At 61.1% G+C, this 21,077-nt stretch carries 20 protein-coding genes; 6 read left to right on the plus strand and 14 right to left on the minus strand.

The annotated features are described in order from the left end of the window. Nucleotides 1-6 precede the first annotated feature (6 nt). The 3 genes from Q4481_RS22305 to Q4481_RS22315 all read right to left on the minus strand — a co-directional run bounded on the left by Q4481_RS22305 (nucleotide 7) and on the right by Q4481_RS22315 (nucleotide 2,544). Nucleotides 7-495 carry a TRAP transporter small permease gene (locus Q4481_RS22305; RefSeq protein WP_304378620.1) on the minus strand — a complete coding sequence of 163 codons (489 nt, stop codon included), beginning with the start codon at nucleotides 493-495 and terminating at the stop codon, nucleotides 7-9. A gap of 65 nt (nucleotides 496-560) precedes the next feature. Beyond that, on the minus strand, nucleotides 561-1,547 hold the full coding sequence (dctP, locus tag Q4481_RS22310) for a TRAP transporter substrate-binding protein DctP (RefSeq protein WP_304378621.1): 987 nt from the start codon (nucleotides 1,545-1,547) through the stop codon (nucleotides 561-563). A 94-nt stretch (nucleotides 1,548-1,641) separates the two neighbouring features. Continuing rightward, on the minus strand, nucleotides 1,642-2,544 hold the full coding sequence (locus Q4481_RS22315; RefSeq protein ID WP_304378622.1) for a shikimate dehydrogenase: 903 nt from the start codon (nucleotides 2,542-2,544) through the stop codon (nucleotides 1,642-1,644). A gap of 143 nt (nucleotides 2,545-2,687) precedes the next feature. Between Q4481_RS22315 and Q4481_RS22320 the strand changes: the two genes are divergently transcribed. The 3 genes from Q4481_RS22320 to fhuF all read left to right on the plus strand — a co-directional run bounded on the left by Q4481_RS22320 (nucleotide 2,688) and on the right by fhuF (nucleotide 6,582). After that, on the plus strand, nucleotides 2,688-3,362 hold the full coding sequence (locus Q4481_RS22320) for a TetR/AcrR family transcriptional regulator (RefSeq protein WP_304378623.1): 675 nt from the start codon (nucleotides 2,688-2,690) through the stop codon (nucleotides 3,360-3,362). A 315-nt stretch (nucleotides 3,363-3,677) separates the two neighbouring features. Next, the gene (locus tag Q4481_RS22325) at nucleotides 3,678-5,765 is read left to right on the plus strand and encodes a TonB-dependent siderophore receptor (RefSeq protein ID WP_304378624.1); all 2,088 of its coding nucleotides are present in this window, start codon (nucleotides 3,678-3,680) and stop codon (nucleotides 5,763-5,765) included. 4 nt (nucleotides 5,766-5,769) lie between these two features. After that, entirely contained in the window at nucleotides 5,770-6,582 is an 813-nt protein-coding gene (gene fhuF / locus Q4481_RS22330) for a siderophore-iron reductase FhuF (protein ID WP_304378625.1), read from the plus strand. 57 nt (nucleotides 6,583-6,639) lie between these two features. Here the strand turns inward: fhuF and fhuB are convergent, their stop codons facing one another. From fhuB to Q4481_RS22355, 5 genes are all read right to left on the minus strand, one after another. Beyond that, complete coding sequence (fhuB, locus tag Q4481_RS22335) at nucleotides 6,640-8,559, minus strand: Fe(3+)-hydroxamate ABC transporter permease FhuB (protein ID WP_377353237.1); 1,920 nt, start codon at nucleotides 8,557-8,559, stop codon at nucleotides 6,640-6,642. Between the two features lie 40 nt (nucleotides 8,560-8,599). Beyond that, complete coding sequence (locus Q4481_RS22340) at nucleotides 8,600-9,511, minus strand: iron-siderophore ABC transporter substrate-binding protein (RefSeq protein ID WP_377353212.1); 912 nt, start codon at nucleotides 9,509-9,511, stop codon at nucleotides 8,600-8,602. After that, a complete protein-coding gene (locus Q4481_RS22345) occupies nucleotides 9,501-10,286 on the minus strand; it encodes an ATP-binding cassette domain-containing protein (RefSeq protein ID WP_304378627.1) in 786 nt (261 codons plus the stop codon). The genes Q4481_RS22340 and Q4481_RS22345 overlap by 11 nt, the downstream gene beginning before the upstream one ends. A gap of 145 nt (nucleotides 10,287-10,431) precedes the next feature. After that, nucleotides 10,432-10,995, minus strand: coding sequence for an NIPSNAP family protein (locus Q4481_RS22350; RefSeq protein WP_304378628.1), 564 nt, complete (start codon nucleotides 10,993-10,995; stop codon nucleotides 10,432-10,434). Nucleotides 10,996-11,122: 127 nt separating this feature from the next. Continuing rightward, nucleotides 11,123-12,022, minus strand: coding sequence for a helix-turn-helix domain-containing protein (locus Q4481_RS22355; protein ID WP_304378629.1), 900 nt, complete (start codon nucleotides 12,020-12,022; stop codon nucleotides 11,123-11,125). A 116-nt stretch (nucleotides 12,023-12,138) separates the two neighbouring features. Here Q4481_RS22355 and Q4481_RS22360 point away from each other — a divergent pair, with 116 nt between their 5' ends. Genes Q4481_RS22360 through Q4481_RS22370 form a run of 3 tightly spaced genes read left to right on the plus strand, consistent with a single transcriptional unit; the run spans nucleotide 12,139 to nucleotide 15,387 of the window. After that, nucleotides 12,139-13,860 (plus strand): FAD-dependent oxidoreductase, encoded by a 1,722-nt coding sequence (locus Q4481_RS22360; RefSeq protein ID WP_377353235.1) that lies wholly within the window; start codon nucleotides 12,139-12,141, stop codon nucleotides 13,858-13,860. Then, nucleotides 13,857-14,636 carry an SDR family NAD(P)-dependent oxidoreductase gene (locus Q4481_RS22365; RefSeq protein ID WP_304378631.1) on the plus strand — a complete coding sequence of 260 codons (780 nt, stop codon included), beginning with the start codon at nucleotides 13,857-13,859 and terminating at the stop codon, nucleotides 14,634-14,636. The genes Q4481_RS22360 and Q4481_RS22365 overlap by 4 nt, the downstream gene beginning before the upstream one ends. Then, complete coding sequence (locus Q4481_RS22370; protein ID WP_304378632.1) at nucleotides 14,629-15,387, plus strand: SDR family NAD(P)-dependent oxidoreductase; 759 nt, start codon at nucleotides 14,629-14,631, stop codon at nucleotides 15,385-15,387. Before Q4481_RS22365 ends, Q4481_RS22370 begins: the two co-directional genes overlap by 8 nt. Nucleotides 15,388-15,482: 95 nt before the next feature. Here Q4481_RS22370 and Q4481_RS22375 read toward each other — a convergent pair whose 3' ends face one another. The 6 genes from Q4481_RS22375 to Q4481_RS22400 all read right to left on the minus strand — a co-directional run bounded on the left by Q4481_RS22375 (nucleotide 15,483) and on the right by Q4481_RS22400 (nucleotide 20,976). Further along, nucleotides 15,483-16,205, minus strand: a complete 723-nt coding sequence (locus Q4481_RS22375; protein WP_304378634.1) for an ABC transporter ATP-binding protein — start codon at nucleotides 16,203-16,205, stop codon at nucleotides 15,483-15,485. Between the two features lies 1 nt (nucleotide 16,206). After that, complete coding sequence (locus Q4481_RS22380; RefSeq protein WP_304378635.1) at nucleotides 16,207-16,953, minus strand: ABC transporter ATP-binding protein; 747 nt, start codon at nucleotides 16,951-16,953, stop codon at nucleotides 16,207-16,209. Between the two features lie 2 nt (nucleotides 16,954-16,955). Next, nucleotides 16,956-17,930 carry a branched-chain amino acid ABC transporter permease gene (locus tag Q4481_RS22385; protein WP_304378636.1) on the minus strand — a complete coding sequence of 325 codons (975 nt, stop codon included), beginning with the start codon at nucleotides 17,928-17,930 and terminating at the stop codon, nucleotides 16,956-16,958. Beyond that, entirely contained in the window at nucleotides 17,927-18,805 is an 879-nt protein-coding gene (locus Q4481_RS22390) for a branched-chain amino acid ABC transporter permease (RefSeq protein WP_304378637.1), read from the minus strand. The genes Q4481_RS22385 and Q4481_RS22390 overlap by 4 nt, the downstream gene beginning before the upstream one ends. 87 nt (nucleotides 18,806-18,892) lie before the next feature. Continuing rightward, nucleotides 18,893-20,023 (minus strand): ABC transporter substrate-binding protein, encoded by a 1,131-nt coding sequence (locus Q4481_RS22395; RefSeq protein WP_304378638.1) that lies wholly within the window; start codon nucleotides 20,021-20,023, stop codon nucleotides 18,893-18,895. Nucleotides 20,024-20,163: 140 nt separating this feature from the next. After that, entirely contained in the window at nucleotides 20,164-20,976 is an 813-nt protein-coding gene (locus Q4481_RS22400) for a shikimate dehydrogenase family protein (RefSeq protein ID WP_304378639.1), read from the minus strand. Between the last annotated feature and the right edge of the window lie 101 nt (nucleotides 20,977-21,077).

Below are 21,077 nucleotides of genomic sequence, written 5' to 3' on the forward strand. Positions count from 1 at the left end.
CCTCGATCAGAAATACTGGCGGCCATATCGAAGAGCGTTCCAGGCAATGAACAGATTGCGAACGATGATCGACAGGACGAAGGGGACATAGACGATGAAGACCAGCCCCATCGGGATGCGCAGATAGGCGGTCTTTTCGATGAACATGAAATCGATGTAGGACCAGGTGGCCGGCAGGGAATAGATTAGAACTCCCGCACCGACGAGACCGCTGACGATGTTCATCACGCGACGCGGGCCCGAGCCGACGAGATTGTAGACGAGATCAAGCCGGATCGCCTCGTTGATCCTGAGCACGAAGGCATAGCCGAACAGAATGCCCCACAGCCAGGCGCCGGTCACATATTCCTCGACCCAGCCAAGCGGCAGGTTGAGTAGATATCGAAAGACGATCTGCAGCAGAAAGCAGACGAACATGCTGCCCAGAATGAAGACGACCACATCTTCCGCCCGGCGCGTGCACCAGCCGAGAAACCATTTTATCCTATCCATCATCCCCTCCTCCCCGGGGTGGGCGGGCGGCAAGCCGCCCGCCTTCCGTCGCATCGTGTGGTCCGCTGTCACAATGCGTTGATCTTGTCGAACAGGCCTTCCGGCCAATCGGCCGAATATTTCGATGCCTTGTAGGCATCCAGAACATGATCGCGGAACGCCTTCTTGTCCGGCTCATAGACCTTGAGGCCCTGAGCCTTGAAGAATTCGACCAGTTCGGCTTCCTGGTCGAGCGTGACCTTGTCGAGCGTCTTCTGGAAGTTCATCGCGCATTCCTGGATCTTGGCCTGCTGCTCGGCATTCAGGCTGTTCCATTTGGCAAGCGAGATGGTGAACTGGTTGGCGGCAATGAGATGCGCGGTCAGGATGATCTGGTTCGTCACTTCATAGAATTTCATGCCCTTGTCGGCGGGCAGCGGATTGTCCTGGCCGTCGATGGCGCCGGTCTGCAGGCCGGTATAGACTTCGGTGAAGGCCATCGGCGTCGGGTTGGCGCCAAGCGCCTCGCCTACGAACTGCCAGCCTTCGCCGCCCGGCATGCGCAGCTTGATGCCCTTGAGATCCTCGGGCTTCATGACCGTGCGGTCGCCCTTGATGTTGACATGACGCGTGCCGATGTAGGGGTTGGCGAGGATTTTAACCTTGGCCTTTTCCTCGATTTCGGCCCAAAGCTCCTTCAGCACGTCGCCGTCATAGACCTTGCGCATGTGATCATAGTCGCGGAACAGATAGGCGGTTCCGAGGAGCGAGGTGTGCGGCACCTGATTGTAGAAATCGAAAATCGCCAGCGATGCCATGTCGAGATTGCCGCGCTGCATGGCATTGAGTTCGGTGCCCTGCTTGAAAAGCGTGGCGCCGTGATAGGATTTGAATTCGAACCCGTCGCCGAGGCAGCCGCCGAAGGCTTCGCGCAGCGTGGTGGTGCGAATATCGGCATCCGGCACGGTGTCGGAATAGATCAGCTCCACCTTGTCTGCAGCGAAGGCTGCCGTGCTGGTGAAGGCGATTGTGGCGGCTGCGACGCCGGTGGCCAGTCTTTTCAACAGATTGCGCATAGAAATCCTCCCTATCTTGCGCTGCCCCGGCATTCCGCCGTGACATGGTTCTCATGCGCCGGCGCGGAAACCCTTCCGCGACCGGTATCCATCTTCACGCTTTCGACGCGACGTCGAAAGAGCGAAATGTTGCTTCCATACGCCCGACATCCGGCTTCTCGCCGCTGAACAGCTCGAAGGCGCGCACGGCCTGGAAAACGGCCATTCCTGCACCGCTGAGCGTTCGGCATCCGCGCTGGCGGGCAACGCGAAGGAGTTCGGTATCGAGCGGAAAATAGACGATATCGGCCACCCAGCGCTGCGGGCGGATCAGATAGTCGGGAACCGGCAGGCCGGGATGTTCAGCCATGCCGACCGGCGTGGCATTGACGATGCCATCTGCCTGTGCATCGACGTCCGACAACGAACCAACCGCAAGCGCGCGTGCTGCACCATGGCGCAGCGACACGGCTTCCGCGAGTATCTCGGCCCGGCTGCGGTCCGCATCATGGATCCAGAGCCGTTCGACGCCGCAGTCGATCAGGGCATGGGCAACGGCCTTGCCGGCTCCGCCGGCACCCACCAGCAGCACGTTGCTGCGGGCGGCCTGACCCATATTGCGGCGAAAGCTTTCGGCAAAACCCCAGAGATCGGTATTGTGGCCGCTGCGGCGACCATTGCGGAAAACAACGGTGTTGACGGCGCCTGCCATTTCGGCTGCTGGCGACAATTCATCGAGATGATCGATAACCGCGACCTTGTAGGGAAAGGTGATGTTGAGGCCGGCAAAGCCGCAAAGCTCAGCAGCCCGGACGATTTCCGGCAGGGTCGCATCCTTTAAGGGATCCGTCAGGGTATCGAACAGACGATAACTGTAATTCAGCCCAAGGGCCGCACCTTCCGCCTCATGCATCGCCGGCGTACGGGACTTTTGGATTCCGGCGCCGATCAGCCCGACCTGAACGGCTTTTGTCCGCGGTCGCGTGCGTTCGACGCTGTCTGTGGCTGCGTTTGCCAAATTCCCCTCCCGAAGCAGGCCGGAAATCTCCCTTTCCGGCGCGCTTGCAATTTAATGTACTAGATAGTTAAATACGTCAAGCCATTTGTACCGGGAAGTTAATTTTGGCTGGCATCGACCGTCGAGCCGCGTTAAAAGCGGCCATGACGAACGATGACAGCAACGTGATGGAAACAAGCGGCAACCGTGCCGGCTGGAAGCAGGACCCGGAAGGGGTTCGCTCCAACATCCTTGCGATTGCGCTCGAGGAGTTTTCCCGCAACGGCCTTTCCGGTGCCCGGATGGACGAGATTGCCGCGCGGACGAGAACGTCAAAGCGGATGATCTATTACTATTTCCAGGACAAGGAAGGGCTTTACCGGCGCGTCCTGGAAGAGGCTTATCGCAAGGTTCGCCGTGGCGAAGAGGCGCTCGAGCTCGACCATTCGGCGCCGCAGGACGCCTTGCGACAGCTCGTCGAATTCACCTTCGATCACCACAGCCGCAACCCGGATTTCATCCGGCTGGTGATGATCGAGAACATCCATCACGGGGAGTATCTGCGCCAGTCGGAGGTGATCCGCAATCTCAACGCTGCGGCGATTGCCAGGGTGCAGATCATCTATGACAAGGGCGTGAGCGACGGAGTTTTCAGACCGGGCCTGACGTCGCTGAGGATCCACTGGCTGATCTCGGCACTCAGCTTCTTCAATGTATCGAACCAGAAAAGCTTTTCATTGCTGTTCGGTGAGGACCTCTTCTCCGAAAGCGGGCAGACGACGCTCCGGACCCAGGCATCCGAGACGGTGTTGCGATATGTTTGCAAGGACCTGTCCTGACTCATGGAACGGGCCGAAGCGGCGCGTTTACAGGCAGTTTTCCATTTTTATGGCGTTTTCGAAGTCCTGACAGCGACCTTCATCCCCGTCCGTTCGACCGTCACGCCCCCGAGACCTAAAACAGGATTAAAAATATCAAGTTTAAAGTTGACTCCTATGTGAAGGATTATATGTTCCCAACCGGTTCGCGTCGAACAGGGCTTTGCGACACGGGACGCGGACCGGACGATGCACAATCGAAAGGGGCATGAAATGTGGAAGCGCGGGGATGACCGCAACGAACCGACGAGGGGTCGTTGGTTCCAGGTGAAAACTATGGCGGCGTATGGCGTACCGGCGATCGGTATTGCCCTTTTGGCCGGCCATGCGGCGGCGCAGGATGTCACGAACCTTGACCGGATCGTGGTTGAGGATGACAGCGAAACCAGGCCCGTGGGACCGGACAAGACCATCGTCGCCAAGACGAGCCGTCTCGGCACCAAGACCGATACTGAAATCGAGAACATACCGGCGGCTGTTTCCGTTGTGACCCAGAAGGAACTCGAGACCCGCGCGGTCAAAAGCGTCCAGCAGGCGGTCAGCTATACGGCGGGTGTCGTGACCGACGAATATGGATCGGATGATCGCTACGATTACTACCGTATCCGTGGCTTCGACCTGACGGCGCTCGGCAGTTACCGCGACGGTCTGCCCGCCCGCATTCCGGCCTGGTTTACCGCCAGCCGCCTGGAGCCTTACGGCTTGCAGCGCGTTGAGGTCCTCAAGGGCTCGACTTCGAGCCTCTTCGGGCTGAATGCACCCGGTGGACTGGTCAACGCGATTACTAAGCGTCCGCAGGACATTGCCGGCGGCGAGGTCTATACGACCCTCGGCGACAGCCATATCGAAACCGGCATCGATTTCGGCGGCCCGATCGACAAGGACGGTGTCTGGAAATATCGTCTGACAGGCCTCTACCAGAATGGCGATTATCACTACGACTTCAGCAACGACGACCGGCTTTACATCGCGCCGGCGGTAACCATCAGCCCGGATGACGGCACGTCGCTGACCATTCTTGGCGACTATTCCAAGCGCAACAGCACCGGCGCCAAGGGCTATCCGACCGGCGCCGATATTGATCTGAATACCTTCGTCGGTGAACCGGACTTCAACCATTTCAACACGCGTCAGACCGATCTTGGCTATCAGTTCGAGCATCAGTTCGATAATGGCCTGACCTTCCGCCAGAACGCCCGCTACACGCATGTGCGGCTTGATTATGAAGAAGTCTATGGCGGCACGACCAATCCGTCCGATCCGCGCGAGGCCTTTGCTGTCTATGGCAATGCGACCCGCTTCTCGATCGACAACCAGCTGCAGCATGAAGGCAGCTGGGGTGCGTTCGACAGCAAGCTGCTCGTCGGCATCGACTATTCCCATGACAATGCACGCGAGAACATTCTCTATGGCTCCGCACCTGGCATTGATCTCGACAATCCTGTCTATTGCGGTCGCGCATGCATCACGCTTGGCCCCTACGTCAACTGGCACGTCAAGCAGGATGCGCTGGGCGTCTATGCACAGGAGCAGCTGACCTGGAACGATCGCTGGCTTCTGACGCTCGGAGGCCGTTTCGATACGGTCAATACCACTGCCGACTATATCGACAGCGGAACGCGGGACGACAATTCCGCCGATGCCTTCACCAAGCGTCTCGGCCTGACATACAAGGCGACCGACGAGATCGCCGCCTATGCCAACTATTCGGAATCCTTCCAGCCTCTGGTCGCACCGACGGCCAATGGATACACGGTCGAAGGGTCGCTCAAGCCGCAGCTCGGAACCCAGTATGAAGTTGGCGTGAAGTACAAGCCGGAAGGCTATGATGCGCTCTTCACGGCAGCCCTGTTCGATCTCAGCCAGACCAATGTGCCGGAATCTGTGAGCGCCACGGTTCAGCGCCAGGTCGGCGAAGTCAATGTCAGAGGACTGGAGCTCGAAGGCAAGATCGCACTCAACGAAAGCCTGAATGCCACGGTTGCCTACTCCTACTGGCATGGCAAGATCGTCGAGGATGGCAATGGCGGCAATATCGGCAACCGGCCGGCCAACGTGCCCAAGCATATCGCATCGGCCTGGCTGGATTACACGATCGAAGGCGAGAACAGCCGCGGCGATATCACGCTCGGCGGTGGCGCCCGCTATGTCGGACAGCGCTATTCGGACAGTGCGAATACCATTTCGATGAAAAGCACGATGGTTTTCGACATCATGGCGAAATATGCGATCACCAAGGATGTCGATTTCCAGGTCAATGTCACCAACCTGTTCGACAAGAAGTATCAGTCCACCTGCTACGTCTCCTCCTGCTATTATGGCGACCGCCGCACAGTGCTCGGCACGCTGAAATACACCTGGTAACCGCTTGGAAATCCAGGAACAGACCATAGAACGCGAAGCGGAAGCGGGCCCGTCGAAAGACGGGTCCGCATCTGCGGATTTTGCCGATCTCATCATCGCCGCCACCGGCGACAAGTACGTCTATTGCAAGGACAGTCTCAGACTTTCCCCTCCGGAAGGCCTTGAGACGATCGCCTGCCGCGATCTGACGGACGCAACAGTTTTCAACAGTGTGATCGATCGTTTCGCGCGGACCCACGGGCAGAAAGCGGATCGACGCGCCATCGTCTCGCTCTGGACGCTTTATTATTTCAGCACGCTTGCCATAGCGACCACCGTCCTCAATCTCGAGGTCGGCAGACGGGTGCCGATCGGCATCGACAGGGCTCGTCTCGCAATCGATCCCGAAACCGGCACGCCCCGTGCCTTCATCCTGCCCCATCTTGGCGAGCCTGCACCTGCCTCCGACACGATCGAGCGGTTTCTCACGCCTTTGCTGCGCGAACATCTCGAGCCTCAGATCGAGGCCATTGTCGGTCTTTCGGGCGTTGGTCGCAAACTGCTCTGGAACAATGTCGCTGCCTATCTCGACTGGATCATGGATCAGATCCGCAACACGTCCGGTCGACCGGCAGCCGTCGCGCTTGCAAGAAGCTACCGCGAAACATCCAGATTGGGTGATTGGAAGAACCCGGTCCATGGTATGATCCGGCCCGAATGCGACGCGAACGGCCAGCCCTACGGGCGTCGCAAGGTCTGCTGCCTCCGCTATGCGATCGATGGCATCGGCGGCTGCGGCATTTCCTGCCCTTTGCCGCAAGGCCGCGGCGAAAACTGACGGGACACCCGGTCAGGCGAAGCCGGGCTACGAGGTCCCGGCTCTTTCGCTCAAAGCCTATCGTCTCGACAGCATCAGCATCAGGATCGGTGCGCCGACCAGCGCCGAAACCAGTCCGGCCGGAACCTGATAGGGGAAGGCGGCGGTACGACCGATCCAGTCTGCCAGCACCATCAGGCTGGCGCCGATCGCCGCTGCGCCGGCCATTTGCGGCAGGGCATGGCGAAACCCCGCTTCTCGGGCCAGATGCGGTCCCATCAGGCCGATGAAACTCAGCGGTCCGACCGTCAGAGCCGCAACCGCGCTCATGGCTCCGGCGAGCGAGAAGAGCATAAGTCGCGCCGGCGCCATCGGAACGCCGAGCGCGCTGGCCGTCACCGGGCCGAGCGGCAGAAGGTCCAGCCAGCGACGGACAAGCAGCGCCATTGCGACCAGGCAGATCCCAAACAACAGGGCGGTCAGGGCCGACGGTATGCCGATGGCATAGGAAGATCCGCTCATCCAGCGCATCAGGAGGAAGGCGCGCGGATCGCCCGTTGCCGACAGCATGCCGATGATCGCATCGACCATTGCGCCGAGCGCGATCCCGCCCAGAAGCACGCGTTCGGCGGCAAAGCCGGATCGGGTCGAGAACAGGAATATGACCAGGAGCACAGCGAAGGCGCCGGCAATGGCAAAGGCGGTACCGATGAGCGAAGTTGCGGGTGCCGCCAGCAGGAAAAGGGCCGCCGCCAAGCCAAGCGTCGCACCGGAACTGACACCCAGGACTTCCGGACTGGCCATCTCGTTGCCGGTGAGCCGCTGCAGGATCACGCCTGCGACCGCCAGCATCGCCCCCGCGGCGATGACCGCGGTCACTTTGGGCAATCGGAGCGCCAGGAGATCACGCGTCTCTTCCCCGAGGGCCAGAACCCAGCTGCCATCGAGGTCGCGGCCGAGAAAGAGGCCGATCGCGATCGCTGCGGCAAGACAAGCCAACAAGATCAACAAGCGTCCCGTTTCCCGGCGAGGCACCTCGGTCGCGATTACCGGAGCCGGGCTCGGACGATGGCGCATTTTCAGCCGCGGTAGCAGCAACAGCAGCAAGGGCGAACCGAAGACAGCCGTCACCGCCCCCGTCGGCAGTTGATCGGCAAAGGTCCCGGCGAGCGACTGCACCCCGAGATCGGCAATCAGAAGCAATGCGGCTCCCAGCAACGCTGAACCAACCATCAGTTCGCCCGGTCGGCGGGCCCCGGCCAGGCGGCAGAGTGTCGGAGCCACCAGGCCGATGAAGCCGATCACACCGACGGCACTGGTCACGAAGGCGGCAAGGGCAACGGCCAGTGTAACCGCGATCAGGCGGATCTTAATGGTACCGAGCCCGAGCGCCTGGGCGCCACTGTCGCCGAGGTCGAGCAGCGCAAGCGGGCGGATGAGCATCAGGCTGGCCAACCCGATCAGCCCCGTCTTGATCAGAAGCGACAGCGGCATGACCCAGCTTTGCTGGGCCAGCGACCCCGCTCCCCAGATGAAAAGGCTTGCAAGATAGCGATCATTGAGCAGGGTGAGAATTGCGGCAAGCGAACCACACCAGAGGCTGATCACCAGCCCGGACAGAACCAGCGAAAAGGGCGAAAAACCGCGCTTCGAACCGATGGCAAGAACGATCCCGGCTGCAATGGCACTGCCTGCGAGCGCCACGACATCGCGGCCGAGACCCATGAGATCCGGAATGTAGAGCGTAACGAGCACGAGGGCGAGATTGGCGCCCGCTGAGATTCCGAGCGTGGTGGGCGACGCAAGCGGGTTGCGCAGGACCTGCTGGAACAGGGCGCCCGACAGTGCAAGCGCTGCGCCGGCGATCAGTGCCGTCGCGAGACGCGGCAGGGTCGAATAGAGCAGCACCATCCGCTCGATATCATAGCCCGGCAGGGGATCATGATCGAAGGACGGTGCGAGAAAGAGCAGCGCCGCCGCGAAGGCAAAGCCAATCATGCCCGCGACTGTCAGGAAAAGCGGCACACGTCCGGTGAGGCTAGAGTTTGGCATGATCGTCTTCCAGCATGGCCATGACAAGGTCGGCAAATCGGCGGGCCTCGTTGACCATGCCGAACATCAGAGCCGGTTTGAGTATGGTGAAATGGCCGGGCCGGGCGAATGGCAGCGCCTGCCAGAGCGCGCTCTGGCTGAGCGTCGGCAAGACGTCGCCGGGAACCGGTTCGAAAGCGGCCAGACGGGCGTTACGGTCCTTGACGCGCGAAAGCTCCTCGATCGCGATGGTCTGGAAGCCCCAGAAATTCGATTGTTCCGTCCAGGCGTTGCGAATGCCGATCCTCTCGAGCACATTGTCGAAAAGGCCTGGATTGCCATAGATGCGCACATGACGCGTATCCATGAAGTTGACGAAGGCAAGCGGCGGCGGCGAAAGCGCATTGACCCGTGCCTTGCAACGATCGAAAAACGCTTCGGTCTCGTCAAGGAAGCGCATGGCGTCCGCTTCGCGGTCGATCGCACGTGCCAAAACGCCCGTCGCCTTGATTGCGGCATCGAGGATCGGTCCGGCTTCCGGCGCATAGATGCTGAGCCGAAGCACAGGGCCCAGTCGCTCGAGCACCGGCAGCAGTTCATCCAGATAGGGCGTGGTCACGATGAGATCCGGCTTGAGCAGGGTGAGCACCTCGACATTGACCTCAAGCGCACTGCCGAGATCGACCACGCCGTCAGGCATCTTCGGTTCGACCACCCAGCGCCCCCAATCAGCAAGATCGGCGACGGCGGCGGGAACGGCGCCAAGCGACAGGAGCGTCGAGGCGATGCCGTAATCGAGGCTGGCAATTCGCAAGGGTCGGGTGCCAGCACGCGCCGGCATCGAAAGAACGACCGGGGCCGTCGCAAGTCCACGCAGCAATTGTCGGCGGCGCATGCCGCGTTGCGGATCAGCAGACATAGGCAAGCGGCCTTGTGGATCCCGGCTGACGGGTGACGTCCATGGCGATACCATAGATGGATTCCAGAACCGTCTTGTCGAGGAGGTCATCCGGGCAGCCCTCGGCGATCACGCTGCCTGCCTTGAGCGCGAAGATCCGGTCCGAGAAACGCGCGGCCATGTTGATGTCGTGCAAGACCAGGATGACGCTGAGGCCCTTATCGTGCGAAAGCGTCCGAATCAGGGACAGGACTTCGATCTGGTGCGCGAGATCGAGCGCCGAAGTCGGCTCATCAAGCAGCAGGCACTGGCTGTCCTGCGCCACCAGCATGGCAATCCAGGCTCTCTGGCGCTCGCCGCCCGAAAGCGTGCCGACGGCGCGGTTGGCGAACGGTTCGAGATGGGTGAGTTCGATAGCCTCCTCCACCTTCGACCGGTCCTCTTCGGTGAAACGTCCGAGGGCTCCATGCCAGGGGTAGCGGCCAAGCGCCACCAGTTCGCGCACCGTCATATCCTGTGCCGCATGGAGATCCTGCGGCAGGTAGGCGACGCGACGGGCAAAATCGCGCGATCCGAACCGGCTGATAGGCTCGTCAGCGAACCGGATTGAACCTGCGGTCGGAATAATCTGTCGCGCCAGCATTTTGAGAAGGGTGGATTTTCCCGAACCATTGTGCCCGATCAGAGCCGAGACAGACCGTGCCGGAAAGGCAAGCGAAACATCGCGCACCAACGCGCGTCCACCGATGTCGAAGCGGAGGTCCGTCGTCGAAAAAATCGTAGGCCCATCATTCATTGTCGGCAGCCGCTCCATTGTCCCGGTGGAGCCCGGCTATATAATATGACAATGGTAGTCAAGTATTTCGACCGAACGGTTTCGAACCAAGGTCGACGATAGGACCGGGCATGTGCGATTTCAGGTTCGCCCCGGATTGGTCAGGTCAAAGGCGGGAGAAAGCGAGCGGCCGCAGCACAATCGGGCAGGAGCCGCCAATGCATTCGGCGGTCAGGGGATCGGGTGAGCGAGGCAGAAGCGAGAGCGGCAACGTTGGTCCGCCGGAAATAGGCTGGAAGGTTGCAATTGTGTCGCCATCGACCGCGGCGTTGATGGCGACGGCGCAATCTCCGGCGAAAAGCGGCGATCCTACCGCGCGCGCCGGCAATGGTTGATGTCTGTGCTCGAGCGCATAATCGAAACTCCTGGAGCTTGTTGTGAGGCTGAGGATCCGGTTCTGCTGTTCTTCGACCAGGGCAAAAGCCTTGGGTATGAAGTCCTTCACCCACTCGTCCTGCTTGGCCAGGGCTGCGCGGCAGGCTTCACGTTCAGCCCAGTCCGCGTAGCTCCAGAGATGGTGGATCACGTTGAGCGGTCCGGTTTCGGCGAGCCAGTAACCCATCAGCGGCAAGTGCCGGCTCACGAATGGAAGCCCGTAGTCCGCCAGCAGTTCGAGATAGGGAATCGCCGCTCCGGGCTTCAACCGGTAGCTTCGCCACTCATGTATCATTCGTCCTCCACCAGCCGCGCTCCGGTTCGAACGATCCCTGCCGAACGAACATCTATGCGCAATCCTGTTTCAGGAGGCCCTGCGAAGAAATGGACCGTCCGTCAGAAATCATGGACGATCGACATCTCTATTCGTGGCTGCCCGCCACATGCTTGCGATAGGCGCCCGGCGATATGCCGACCTGGCGGGTGAAGAAGCGGTTGAAATAGGCGGGATCATCGAAGCCCGTCATATGGGCAACCTGGGCCACGCTGCTTTCGGTATAGACCAGATAGCGTTTGGCCTCGATGGTGACCCTTTCGTAGAGCAGGTCGGAAGCGGTCTTGCCCGCCCGGTTCTTGCAGGCGGCATTGAGCCGCGCCGGCGTCACGGCGAGTGCATCGGCATAAAAGGCCGGCGATCGCTCGATGCGGAAATGATCTTCCAGCAGCGCCCGGTAGCGGGCAAGCAGGTCATAGTCCCGGTCGGGTGCAATGATGCGCGGATCCTCCTGCGTGATGCTGAGCCGCAGAACCACGACCAGGATGCGCATGAACTGGGCAAGGATCGCGGTGCGCCGGCCCGGAGCCGACCAGACATATTCGCGATGCAGCCAGTAGAAGGTGTCGGTCACGGCCGCGATGTTGACGCCGGTTCCTTCCAGGGAATAGACGGCCGGGCGGCGGGCGGCATCAAGGAGCCTCGCGTCGCTTGCGGTCGCTGTCTTCAGACATCCAAGGGCCGCCGTGACCACGAAGCCGTCCGTACCGGGGTTGAAGTCGATCTGATGGACGATGCCGGCGGGAATGACGATTATCCCGGGCGCCGGGATCGTCAGCGAAAGTTCTTCCATGCGGATGGTGCCGCCACCTTCGCGGACCAAAAGAACCTGCATGTGATCGGGATGCGTATGCGGACGAATCCTCCAATCGTTCGGACCGCTTCGCTCCCGAATGATCTCGATATTCAACAGATCGAGTTCGACATCCGCGCCCTGATCTCCATAGAGATAATAGTGCGGAATGGTCGCCGTGCTTTCGCCGCCCATTTTTCCTCCTTCAATCGCCCTGCGGGAATTGTGCAACAATTGTGCGGCAGCGTCCATTGGTCCTGTCTCGTCCCCCGCGTAGCAATTCCCCCATGCAATATGACAAACGGGAGGAAATGATGGAACGGGCAAGCGAGGCGCGTCTCTGCGACGTGCTGGTGGTCGGATCCGGCGCGGGTGGATTGGCCACGGCAATCACAGCCAAGAAACATGGACTGTCGGTCATCGTCATCGAGAAGGAGGCCGTTTTCGGCGGCACCACTGCCTTTTCCGGTGGCGTTCTGTGGATTCCGGGCAACCGCCACGGCAAGGCGAACAATCCCGACGACAGCCGCGAGGCCGCGCGCCGCTATATGATGGCCGAGACCGGGAACTGGTTCCAGCCGGAGGCCGTCGATGCCTATCTTGAGGCCGGACCGCGCATGCTCGACTGGTTCGAGAAGGAGACCGCGGTCAAATTCGTGCCGACGCTTTATCCGGACTACCATCCGACGATGGATGGTGGCGTCGATGTCGGGCGTTCGGTTCTGGCTGCGCCCTTCGATACCAGTGCCCTGGGTGCTGACCTCAAGCGGCTCAGGCCACCGCTTTCGACCATCACCTTCATGGGCATGATGTTCAATTCCTCGAATGCCGACATCAAGCATTTCTTCAATGCCACGAAGTCGCTGACATCCTTCGCCTATGTGCTGAAACGGCTTGTCGCCCATGCCGGCGAGGTGGTTCGCCACGGCCGGGGCGTGCAGGTCACCAGCGGCAATGCGCTTGCTGCCCGGCTGGCGAAGAGCTGCTTCGATCTCGGCATTCCGATCCTCACCGAAACGCCGGCGCTGTATCTGGTCAAAGAGGATGGCCGTGTCGTCGGCGTCGAGGTTGGCGGGAAAAATCGGGGCCGGATCACCGCTCGGCGCGGCGTCGTGCTGGCCTGCGGCGGTTATGCCCATGATCTGGCGCGACGGGCAGAATCCTACGCCCATATGAAAGCCGGCGGCGGACATTACTCGCCGGTACCGGAGTCCGTCACCGGCGACGGCATAAGGCTCGCAGAGGAAGCGGGAGCAGCCTTCGACGCCGAATTCCCGCAGCCCGCCGCCTGGATGCCGGTCAGTCGTGTGCCGGGCAAAGGCGTGTTTCCTCATCTGCTCGATCGCTACAAGCCCGGTATGATCGCCGTGCTTTCAAATGGCCGACGCTTCACCAATGAGAGCGAGAGCTATCATGATGTCGGTGCCGCGATGGTCGCCTCCGGCGAGGCGGCGGCGTGGCTGATCTGCGACCATCGCGCCATCCGCAAATATGGCCTCGGCCATGCCAAGCCGGCCCCCATGCCGCTCTGGCTGTGGCTGCGCAGCGGTTATCTCAAGAAGGGTCGGACACTGGGCGATCTGGCGCACGCCTGCGGTATCGACCCAAAGGGTCTGGAAGAGACCGTGGCAGCCTACAATCGCGGTGCGCGTACGGGTCGTGACGATGCCTTCCACCGCGGCGAAACTTCTTTCAACCGTTATCTGGCGGATCCTGACCATAAGCCCAATCCGACCGTGGCACCGGTGGAGCAGGGGCCGTTCTATGCCGTTCGCATGGAAATGGGCGACCTCGGCACGTTCGACGGATTGAAAACGACTGTTCCGGGTGAAGTGCTCGATCGGCAGGGCGCCATCATTCCCGGCCTTTATGCCGTCGGCAACGACCGCGCCTCGATCATGGGCGGCAACTATCCCGGCGCCGGCATCACGCTCGGTCCTGCGATGGCCTTCGGCTGGATTACCGGACGTCATCTTGCCGGCATCGAACTTGAAACTGACAACAAAACCGACAAGAGGGAGAAAGCATCGTGAGCTGGCTTGGACTGGAGGGAAAGACTGCCGTCATAACCGGCGCCGGCGGCGGTATTGGTCAGGCGCTCGCCCGCGCCTTTTCCGGGCAGGGCGCCCGCGTGGTGCTGGTCGATCGCACCCTTGAACGAACACAACCGCTTGCGGCCGAACTGGGCAACAATGCGCTTGCGCTCGCCTGCGATCTGGCCCGGGCAGAAGAAATCGCCGCGGCTGCCGACCGCGTTCAGGAACAGGGTGGCGCGGATATTCTCGTCAACAATGCCGGCGTGTTGCGTCCCGGTCTGCTCGACAGCGTCTCGGCAGAGGACTGGTCGATGATGCTGTCTGTCAATCTCACCGGCTATATGCTTGCAGCTCAGGCTTTCGGGAGGGGAATGGTAGCGAAAGGGGCCGGTGCTCTGGTCCATGTGGCCAGTGTTGCGGCGAGCCAACCCCAGCCGGCAAGCGGCGCTTATTCCGCCTCCAAGGCAGCGATCCTGATGTTGTCGCGCCAGCTCGCCTATGAATGGGGTCCAAAAGGCGTGCGTTCCAACACGCTGAGCCCCGGTCTGGTGCGTACCCCGCTCTCGGAAGCCTTCTATACCGATCCAGAGACGAAGACGCGACGAGAAGCGATGGTGCCGCTTCGTCGTATCGCCACGCCGGACGATATGGCGGATGTGGCGCTGTTCCTCGCCTCGCCGCGGGCTTCCTATGTGACCGGTCAGGATATCGTGGTCGATGGTGGTCTCACCCAGTCGCTGATGGGACTCGTGCCGAGGCCGGGTTATGCTTGAGGCGCTGGTTACCGGAGGAGCCGATGGCATCGGTTTTGCGACGGCTCGCAAGCTTGCCGAAGCTGGCTATCGGGTGACGATCGCCGACCTCAATGGCGAGATGGCCGTTGAACGTGCCGCCGAACTCCGGGAGATTCATCCCGGTTCGCCTCATTGTGGTGTCGCCTGCGACATCACCGATGAGGCGCGGGCTGCGGAGGTGGCGGCCTCCGCAGCCTTCGACGTTCTCGTCAATAATGCCGGCATCGGCGACAGTCATCTTCCGACATTGGAACAGGGACTGGACGGCTTCCGCAAGGTTCTGGACGTGCATCTTGCTGGCACTTTCCTGATGTCACGGGAGGTTGGGAAGGGCATGGTGGCGCGGGGTCGCGGTGCCATCGTCAACCTGTCATCGATCGCCGGCCTGACGGGGCTGCCGAAACGCAACGCCTATGGCGCGGCCAAGGCGGGCGTTGTCGCGATGACCCGCGCCATGGCCTGCGAATGGGCGGGCAAAGGCGTTCGCGTCAATGCCGTCGCGCCGGCCTTCGTCGAAACCGCATTGGTAAGAAAACTAGCCGATGCTGGTCGCATCGATCTGCCGACCATCAGCCGGCGCACGCCGATCGGGCGGCTGATTGCCGCCGAGGAAGTGGCTTCTGCGATTGCCTTTCTGGTATCGCCACAGGCCTCCGGCATCACCGGCATTGTGTTGCCGGTCGATGGTGGCTGGACTGCCTTTGGCGATTTCGGAGATGCGTCGGCCTGATCTCGTGTGTGTCTGATGATCACAACGACAAGGCCCGGTGAACAGTCACCGGGCCTTGTCGCATGGTCCCCTTGGGAGGAAATCGGCAAAGGGTCTCAGGCTGCATCCTCGATGTGACCGCCGAGGAAGAGCTGGCCGACCCGCGGATCCTTGAGCAGCGTATCGGCCTTGTCGAACATGCGGGTCTGACCGAGTTCCAGCACGAGACCGTAATCGGACATCGCGAGCGCAGCCTTGGCATTCTGTTCGACCATCAGAATGGTCACGCCCTGGTCGCGCAGACGGATGAGCGTCTGGAACACTTCCTGCACCAGATTGGGCGACAGGCCGATCGAGGGTTCGTCGATCAGGATCAGCTTGGGATCGAGCAACAGCGCGCGGGCAATCTCGAGCTGCTTCTGCTGGCCGCCGGAAAGCTCGATCGCCTTCTGGTCCTTGCGCTGGCGCAGCATCGGGAACTGGTCCATCACCTCTTCCATGCGCCGCTTGACCTTGGCCTGGTCTTTCGACGTGATGCCCCCGAGTTCGAGATTGTGGAGCACCGAAAGCTGCGGCACCACATTGCGGCCCTGCGGCACATAGGTGACGCCGCGCGCGATCATCTCAGCCGGGGACTTGCGCGTCACATCCTCGCCTTCCAGAAGGATCTCGCCCGAATGGATGTTCAGGAGACCGAAGATCGCCTTGAACACCGTCGATTTTCCGGCGCCGTTCGGGCCGATCACCGTGGTGATCGACGCCTTGGGGATGGTGAAGGAGGTTCCGTTGAGGATGGTGATGCGACCGTAGCCGCCGGTGATTTTCTTCATCTCCAGCATGTCAGCCTCCAAGATAAGCGTCGATGACCATCTGGTTCGACCGGATCTCGTCCGGTGTCCCCTCGGCGATGATTTCGCCCTGCGCCAGCACGATGATGCGCGTGCACAGGCTCATGACGAACTCCATATTGTGTTCGATGACGACAAAGGTGGTTCCGTGCTCGCGATTATAGGTGATCAGCCGTTCTTTCAGATGTCCGAGCATGGTGAGGTTGACGCCGCCTGCCGGTTCGTCAAGAAGCACGATTCCGGGTCCGGCCATAAAGGCCATGGCCGCATCCACCAGCTTCTGCTGGCCGTAGGAGAGCGAGCCGGCTGCCGTGTCGCGATAGGGCGTCAGCCGGAAAAACTCGATGAGTTGTTCGGCCTTTTCGGTGAGACCGGCATCCGGCTTGCCGAACAGGCGGGAAAGCATCGAGCCTTCGTGCTCCTGGCCGGCGAGGATGACATTGTCGAGAACGCTCATCTTCGGAAATACGGAGAGCTGCTGGAACGTACGGCCGACACCCATCAGCGACAGGTCTGCCGGGCGGACGCCATCGGTGGACTTGCCGTTGATCTCGCAATGGCCCTCGCTCGGACGTAGCTGGCCGAGGATGCAATTGAAGAGGGTCGACTTGCCGGAGCCGTTCGGTCCGATCAGGCCGAGGATCTCGCCCTGCTGGACCTCGAAGCTCACCTTGTTGACGGCCTGGATGCCACCGAAACGCTTGGAAATGTTGCGGACGGAGAGAATGGGCGCGTTCATGGTCACAGCTGAACTCCCTGTTTCAGATCACGGCGGGCTTCGTGCCGGGGCTTGAACTTCTCGGCGAGCCGCTGGCCAAGGCCGATAAGGCCGCTCGGTGAAAAGACCATCAGCACGATCACCAGGGCGGAATAGATGATGAGATAGTATCCCTCGGTGAAGCGCAGAAGTTCCGGCAACAGAATGACCACGGCGGCGCCAAGCATCGGGCCGAAGAAAAAGCCGGAACCACCGACCACGACCATCAGCAGAAGCTTGAGCGAGTGAATGAGCGCAAAGCTGCCTGGCTCGATGAACTGCACGAGCGGAGCCTGCAGTGCGCCGGCAAGGCCACCGAAGGCCGAGCCGATGGCAAAGGCGAGCAGAGTCTGGCGCCGGATCTTGAGGCCGAGGCTTTCTGCCCGGATCGGATTCTCGCGCAATGCCTTGAAGGCGCGGCCCCAGGGTGAACGCAGGATCCACCAGAGCGAGCCGGCGGCCAGCAGGAAGCAGACCAGCGAGAAATAGTAGAAGGCCATGTTGCTTTCGGTGGAGAAGCCGAAGAAGGACGGGCGCTCCATGCCGCTCAGACCGAAGGAGCCACCGGTGATCTCCTCCTCGTTGCGCAGCACGAGAAACAACAGTGTGTTGAAGGCGAGCGTCACGAAAGCAAGGAAGTGATGCTGGACCCTGAGCGCCGGATAGCCGAGCACGAGGCCAACGACGAAGCTTGCGGCAATCGAGACGAGCACGGCGAGACCCCAGTGGATGCCGGCCAGCGTCATCAGCGAGGTGATGTAGGCACCGATGCCCATGAAGGCCGCCTGGGCGAGGCTCACCTGTCCGGCATAGCCGAGCGTCAGGTTGAGCCCCATGGCGGCGATGGAAAACAGCAGCCACGAGCAGAGCGTGTAGACGATGTAGTTGCCCTGGCCGATGGGCGCGACGACGAGGGCCGCGATGCCGAGGGCAAGAAGGACGGGTTGGAGGCGGATCATACGGTTCTCCCTTCCGGGGTGCCGAGCAGGCCCTGCGGGCGCAGCAGGATGATGGCGATGAGTAGGATGAGCGGCATGGCCGAGCGATATTCCGCAGAGATGTAGACGGCGGAGAAGTTGTCGATCACTCCGATCAGTAATCCTCCGACCAATGCGCCGCGGATCTGGTTGAAACCGCCGACGATGGCGGCGATGAAGGCGACGAGGCCGAGTGTTTCGCCATTGGAAAACTTGGCGAGGTAGATCGGCGAAATCAGCACCGAGGCAATGGTGGCGAGCGCTGCATTGATCAGAAAGGTGTAGAGCACCATGCGCTTGACATTGACGCCGAGGATCTGGGCAACGGCGGGGTTCTGGGCGCTCGCCTGCATGCAACGGCCGGTGCGGGTGCGGTTGAGAAAGAGTTGCAGGCCGCCAATCGCCAGCATGGAAACGACAAGATTGCCGATATCCTGAAGGGAAACGCTGGCGCCCGCGACATGGTAGACCGTCTGCGGGAAGATCGCCGGAAACGGTTGCGCCGTGGCGCCATAGAATTCCTTGACGCTTTCTTTCATCAGAAGACCGAGCGCAATGGTCGCGATGACCAGCGGCAGGGTGCCGTGCGGCAGCATCGGCTCGACGATCAGCCGCTTGAAGGCGACGCCGAGGATAAGGAGCGACAGGGCCAGCGCCAGAAAGACGGAGGACCAGAGCGGTAGGCCGAAGACGGTCATGCCGACGAGCACGAAGAAGGCCGGCAGCATCACGAATTCGCCCTGGGCGAAATTGATGGTTTGCGACGCTTGCCACAGCAGCGTGAAACCGACCGCGGCGAGCGCATAGATGGAACCGGCGGCAAGGCCGGAAATGAGAATCTGGATAAGCTCGGCCATGGGTTCGTCCTCGGGGGCTGGTGGTCGGCTCTAGGAAAGCATCGGATGGGGACCGGCGGCGCGAGCCGCCGGTGGGGTTCATGCGGCTCAGTTCGCCGGCAAGATGGCGTCGACAACCTGCTTGCCGTTCTCGACCTTGACGAAGAAGCTCTCGCGAGACATTTCGCCGGTTTCGTCCCAGCTCACATCCATGAGAACACCGGGATATTCGGATGCCTTGAGCGTCAGGCCATGCATTTTTTCGGCGATTGCCTTGCTGTCGGGACTACCCACCATTTCGGTGACATATTTGAGCGTCCAGGCGGCGATATAGCCTTTGATGGCATTGTGGTCCGGCGTGTACTTGAACTTGGTCTTGAAGCGTTCGACCATTTCCTTGAGTGCCGGAATATCGGCGTCCGGTGTCAGGCCCACATGACCCATGGCGCCGTTTGCTGCATCGCCGGCAAGCTCGATCACCTTGTGGCCGATCAGCGTGGTTTCGCCGAGCAGCGGCTTGTCGAGGCCCTGCTTGCGGGCTTCGCGCAGGAAGCGGGCGCTTTCTTCTTCGGTGTAATAGACGAAGAAGGCTTCCGCGTCGGAATTCTTCAGCTTCAGCACGTCAGCGGAGAAATCGGCCTGCGCCTGTTCGGATGGCACATCGACGACGATCTCAAGGCCGGCTTTCTGGGCTTCGTCGAGGAATGCCTGATGGCCGCCCTTGCCGAATTCGGTATTGGCCCAGGCCACGCCGACCTTCTTCACGCCCATCTTCTCGATCATATATTTCACGAGTTTCGGCACGCCCTTCTGGGAACCGAAAGCGGTGCGGAAGATGTAGGGGTTGCCCTTGGCGGTGATCGAAGGCGCTTCCGACCCGGTGAACTGCGGAATGCCATATTGTTTGGCAACCATCATGTTGACCACGGTCGAGGACGAGAACACCGTTCCGGTAATGGCATAGATGCCATCGTCGATCGCTTTCTGCACCATGGCGCGGGAGACCTGCGGATCGGTCTGGCTGTCATATTCGAGAACGCTGACCGGCTCCTTGAGAATACCGCCGGCGGCATTGATTTCCTCGAAGCCCATTTTCACGCCGTCGCGGAAATTGGTTCCGGCGGCCGCACCCGGTCCCGACAATTCTACGATGGAGCCGACCTTGAGCTCGGCCAGCGCCGGTACCGCGGTGCAGGCCAACAGAATTGCGGCTGTTGAAAGCAGTTTCCTGATCATCATCTTCCTCCCGTGAATGATCCTATCAAAAAATCCGGCAGCGGTCCTCATGACGACTGCTCGGAATGCGACCGCCCTTGAACTTCTCCCGGGGCAGGCGAATTCTTCCATCCCTTTGTTTCGATGCGGCTACGCTGCCGCCTTCAGGCGTCGATCGAACGCATCCCCATCAGGAGTTCCGCAAGCAGAACCGCCTGGGCGTTGAACATTCCCGAACCCGGCATGGTGCCGCAGCCTGCGGCACGCGCAGCGGCGATCAACGGCGGCACCGCCGGTCGCGTCACCACATCGGCGACGAATTGTTGCGGCGTCAGGAATTCCGCCTGGACAGGCAGGGGATCTCCCTCTCGCATGCCGAGCGGCGTTGCATTGGCAATGAGCGCAAAACCGCGCGGATCCGTGCTGCCGGCCCGCGCCTTGCCCGGAAAGGCCTCGTTCAGCCGCGCAAGAAGTGCATCGCGCTTGCCCGCATCGATATCGTGAAGCGCAAGTTCGGTGGCGCCGCGCGCCAGAATTTCATAGGCGATGGCCGAGCCTGCTCCCCCCGCGCCGATCAGGAGTGCCGGTTTGCCGGACACGTCGAAACCTTCCGCTGCAATGCCATCGAGATAGCCGTGGCCGTCGGTCGCATCGCCGATCCAGTCGTCGCCGTCGCGGATCATGATGTTGACCGCGCCTGATGCCCTGGCGCGTGCCGATGCACGGGCGCAGAAGGCAAGGCAGGCGACCTTGTGGGGAACCGTGACGATGATGCCATCGACATTGCGCATCGCACGGGCTTGCGCGAGCCAGCCGGCCACATCCTGCGGATGGATGTCGATCGGGACCACCATGCCGTTGAAACCTCTGTCCGCCATGATCCCGCTCAGGGATGCCGGCGATTTCACCTGCCCGATCGGATGGCCGATGATCGGAAAGATCCGGGTTTCTCCGTCGATCTTCAATTGCTGCGTCATGCATTCCTCCCGAGGCGCGGGCCAACGCTTGCCCGGCCACTTTCGTGATAGACAGAACCATGGTCCCCGCCGCCGGGAAATGGATGATGGGACCGAAACAT

Source organism: Fluviirhizobium alvei, assembly GCF_030551875.1.
Taxonomy (GTDB): Bacteria; Pseudomonadota; Alphaproteobacteria; order Rhizobiales; family Rhizobiaceae; genus Rhizobium_E; species Rhizobium_E alvei.

Excerpts from the sequence above, each read along its gene's own strand:
- Q4481_RS22305 (WP_304378620.1), bottom strand. The coding sequence starts at position 495 with ATGATGGATAGGATAAAATGGTTTCTCGGCTGGTGCACGCGCCGGGCG.
- dctP (WP_304378621.1), bottom strand. The coding sequence starts at position 1,547 with ATGCGCAATCTGTTGAAAAGACTGGCCACCGGCGTCGCAGCCGCCACA.
- Q4481_RS22320 (WP_304378623.1), top strand. The coding sequence starts at position 2,688 with ATGACGAACGATGACAGCAACGTGATGGAAACAAGCGGCAACCGTGCC.
- Q4481_RS22325 (WP_304378624.1), top strand. The coding sequence starts at position 3,678 with ATGGCGGCGTATGGCGTACCGGCGATCGGTATTGCCCTTTTGGCCGGC.
- fhuB (WP_377353237.1), bottom strand. The coding sequence starts at position 8,559 with ATGATTGGCTTTGCCTTCGCGGCGGCGCTGCTCTTTCTCGCACCGTCC.
- Q4481_RS22340 (WP_377353212.1), bottom strand. The coding sequence starts at position 9,511 with ATGTCTGCTGATCCGCAACGCGGCATGCGCCGCCGACAATTGCTGCGT.
- Q4481_RS22345 (WP_304378627.1), bottom strand. The coding sequence starts at position 10,286 with ATGAATGATGGGCCTACGATTTTTTCGACGACGGACCTCCGCTTCGAC.
- Q4481_RS22350 (WP_304378628.1), bottom strand. The coding sequence starts at position 10,995 with ATGATACATGAGTGGCGAAGCTACCGGTTGAAGCCCGGAGCGGCGATT.
- Q4481_RS22355 (WP_304378629.1), bottom strand. The coding sequence starts at position 12,022 with ATGGGCGGCGAAAGCACGGCGACCATTCCGCACTATTATCTCTATGGA.
- Q4481_RS22360 (WP_377353235.1), top strand. The coding sequence starts at position 12,139 with ATGATGGAACGGGCAAGCGAGGCGCGTCTCTGCGACGTGCTGGTGGTC.
- Q4481_RS22370 (WP_304378632.1), top strand. The coding sequence starts at position 14,629 with ATGCTTGAGGCGCTGGTTACCGGAGGAGCCGATGGCATCGGTTTTGCG.
- Q4481_RS22375 (WP_304378634.1), bottom strand. The coding sequence starts at position 16,205 with ATGCTGGAGATGAAGAAAATCACCGGCGGCTACGGTCGCATCACCATC.
- Q4481_RS22380 (WP_304378635.1), bottom strand. The coding sequence starts at position 16,953 with ATGAACGCGCCCATTCTCTCCGTCCGCAACATTTCCAAGCGTTTCGGT.
- Q4481_RS22385 (WP_304378636.1), bottom strand. The coding sequence starts at position 17,930 with ATGATCCGCCTCCAACCCGTCCTTCTTGCCCTCGGCATCGCGGCCCTC.
- Q4481_RS22390 (WP_304378637.1), bottom strand. The coding sequence starts at position 18,805 with ATGGCCGAGCTTATCCAGATTCTCATTTCCGGCCTTGCCGCCGGTTCC.
- Q4481_RS22395 (WP_304378638.1), bottom strand. The coding sequence starts at position 20,023 with ATGATGATCAGGAAACTGCTTTCAACAGCCGCAATTCTGTTGGCCTGC.
- Q4481_RS22400 (WP_304378639.1), bottom strand. The coding sequence starts at position 20,976 with ATGACGCAGCAATTGAAGATCGACGGAGAAACCCGGATCTTTCCGATC.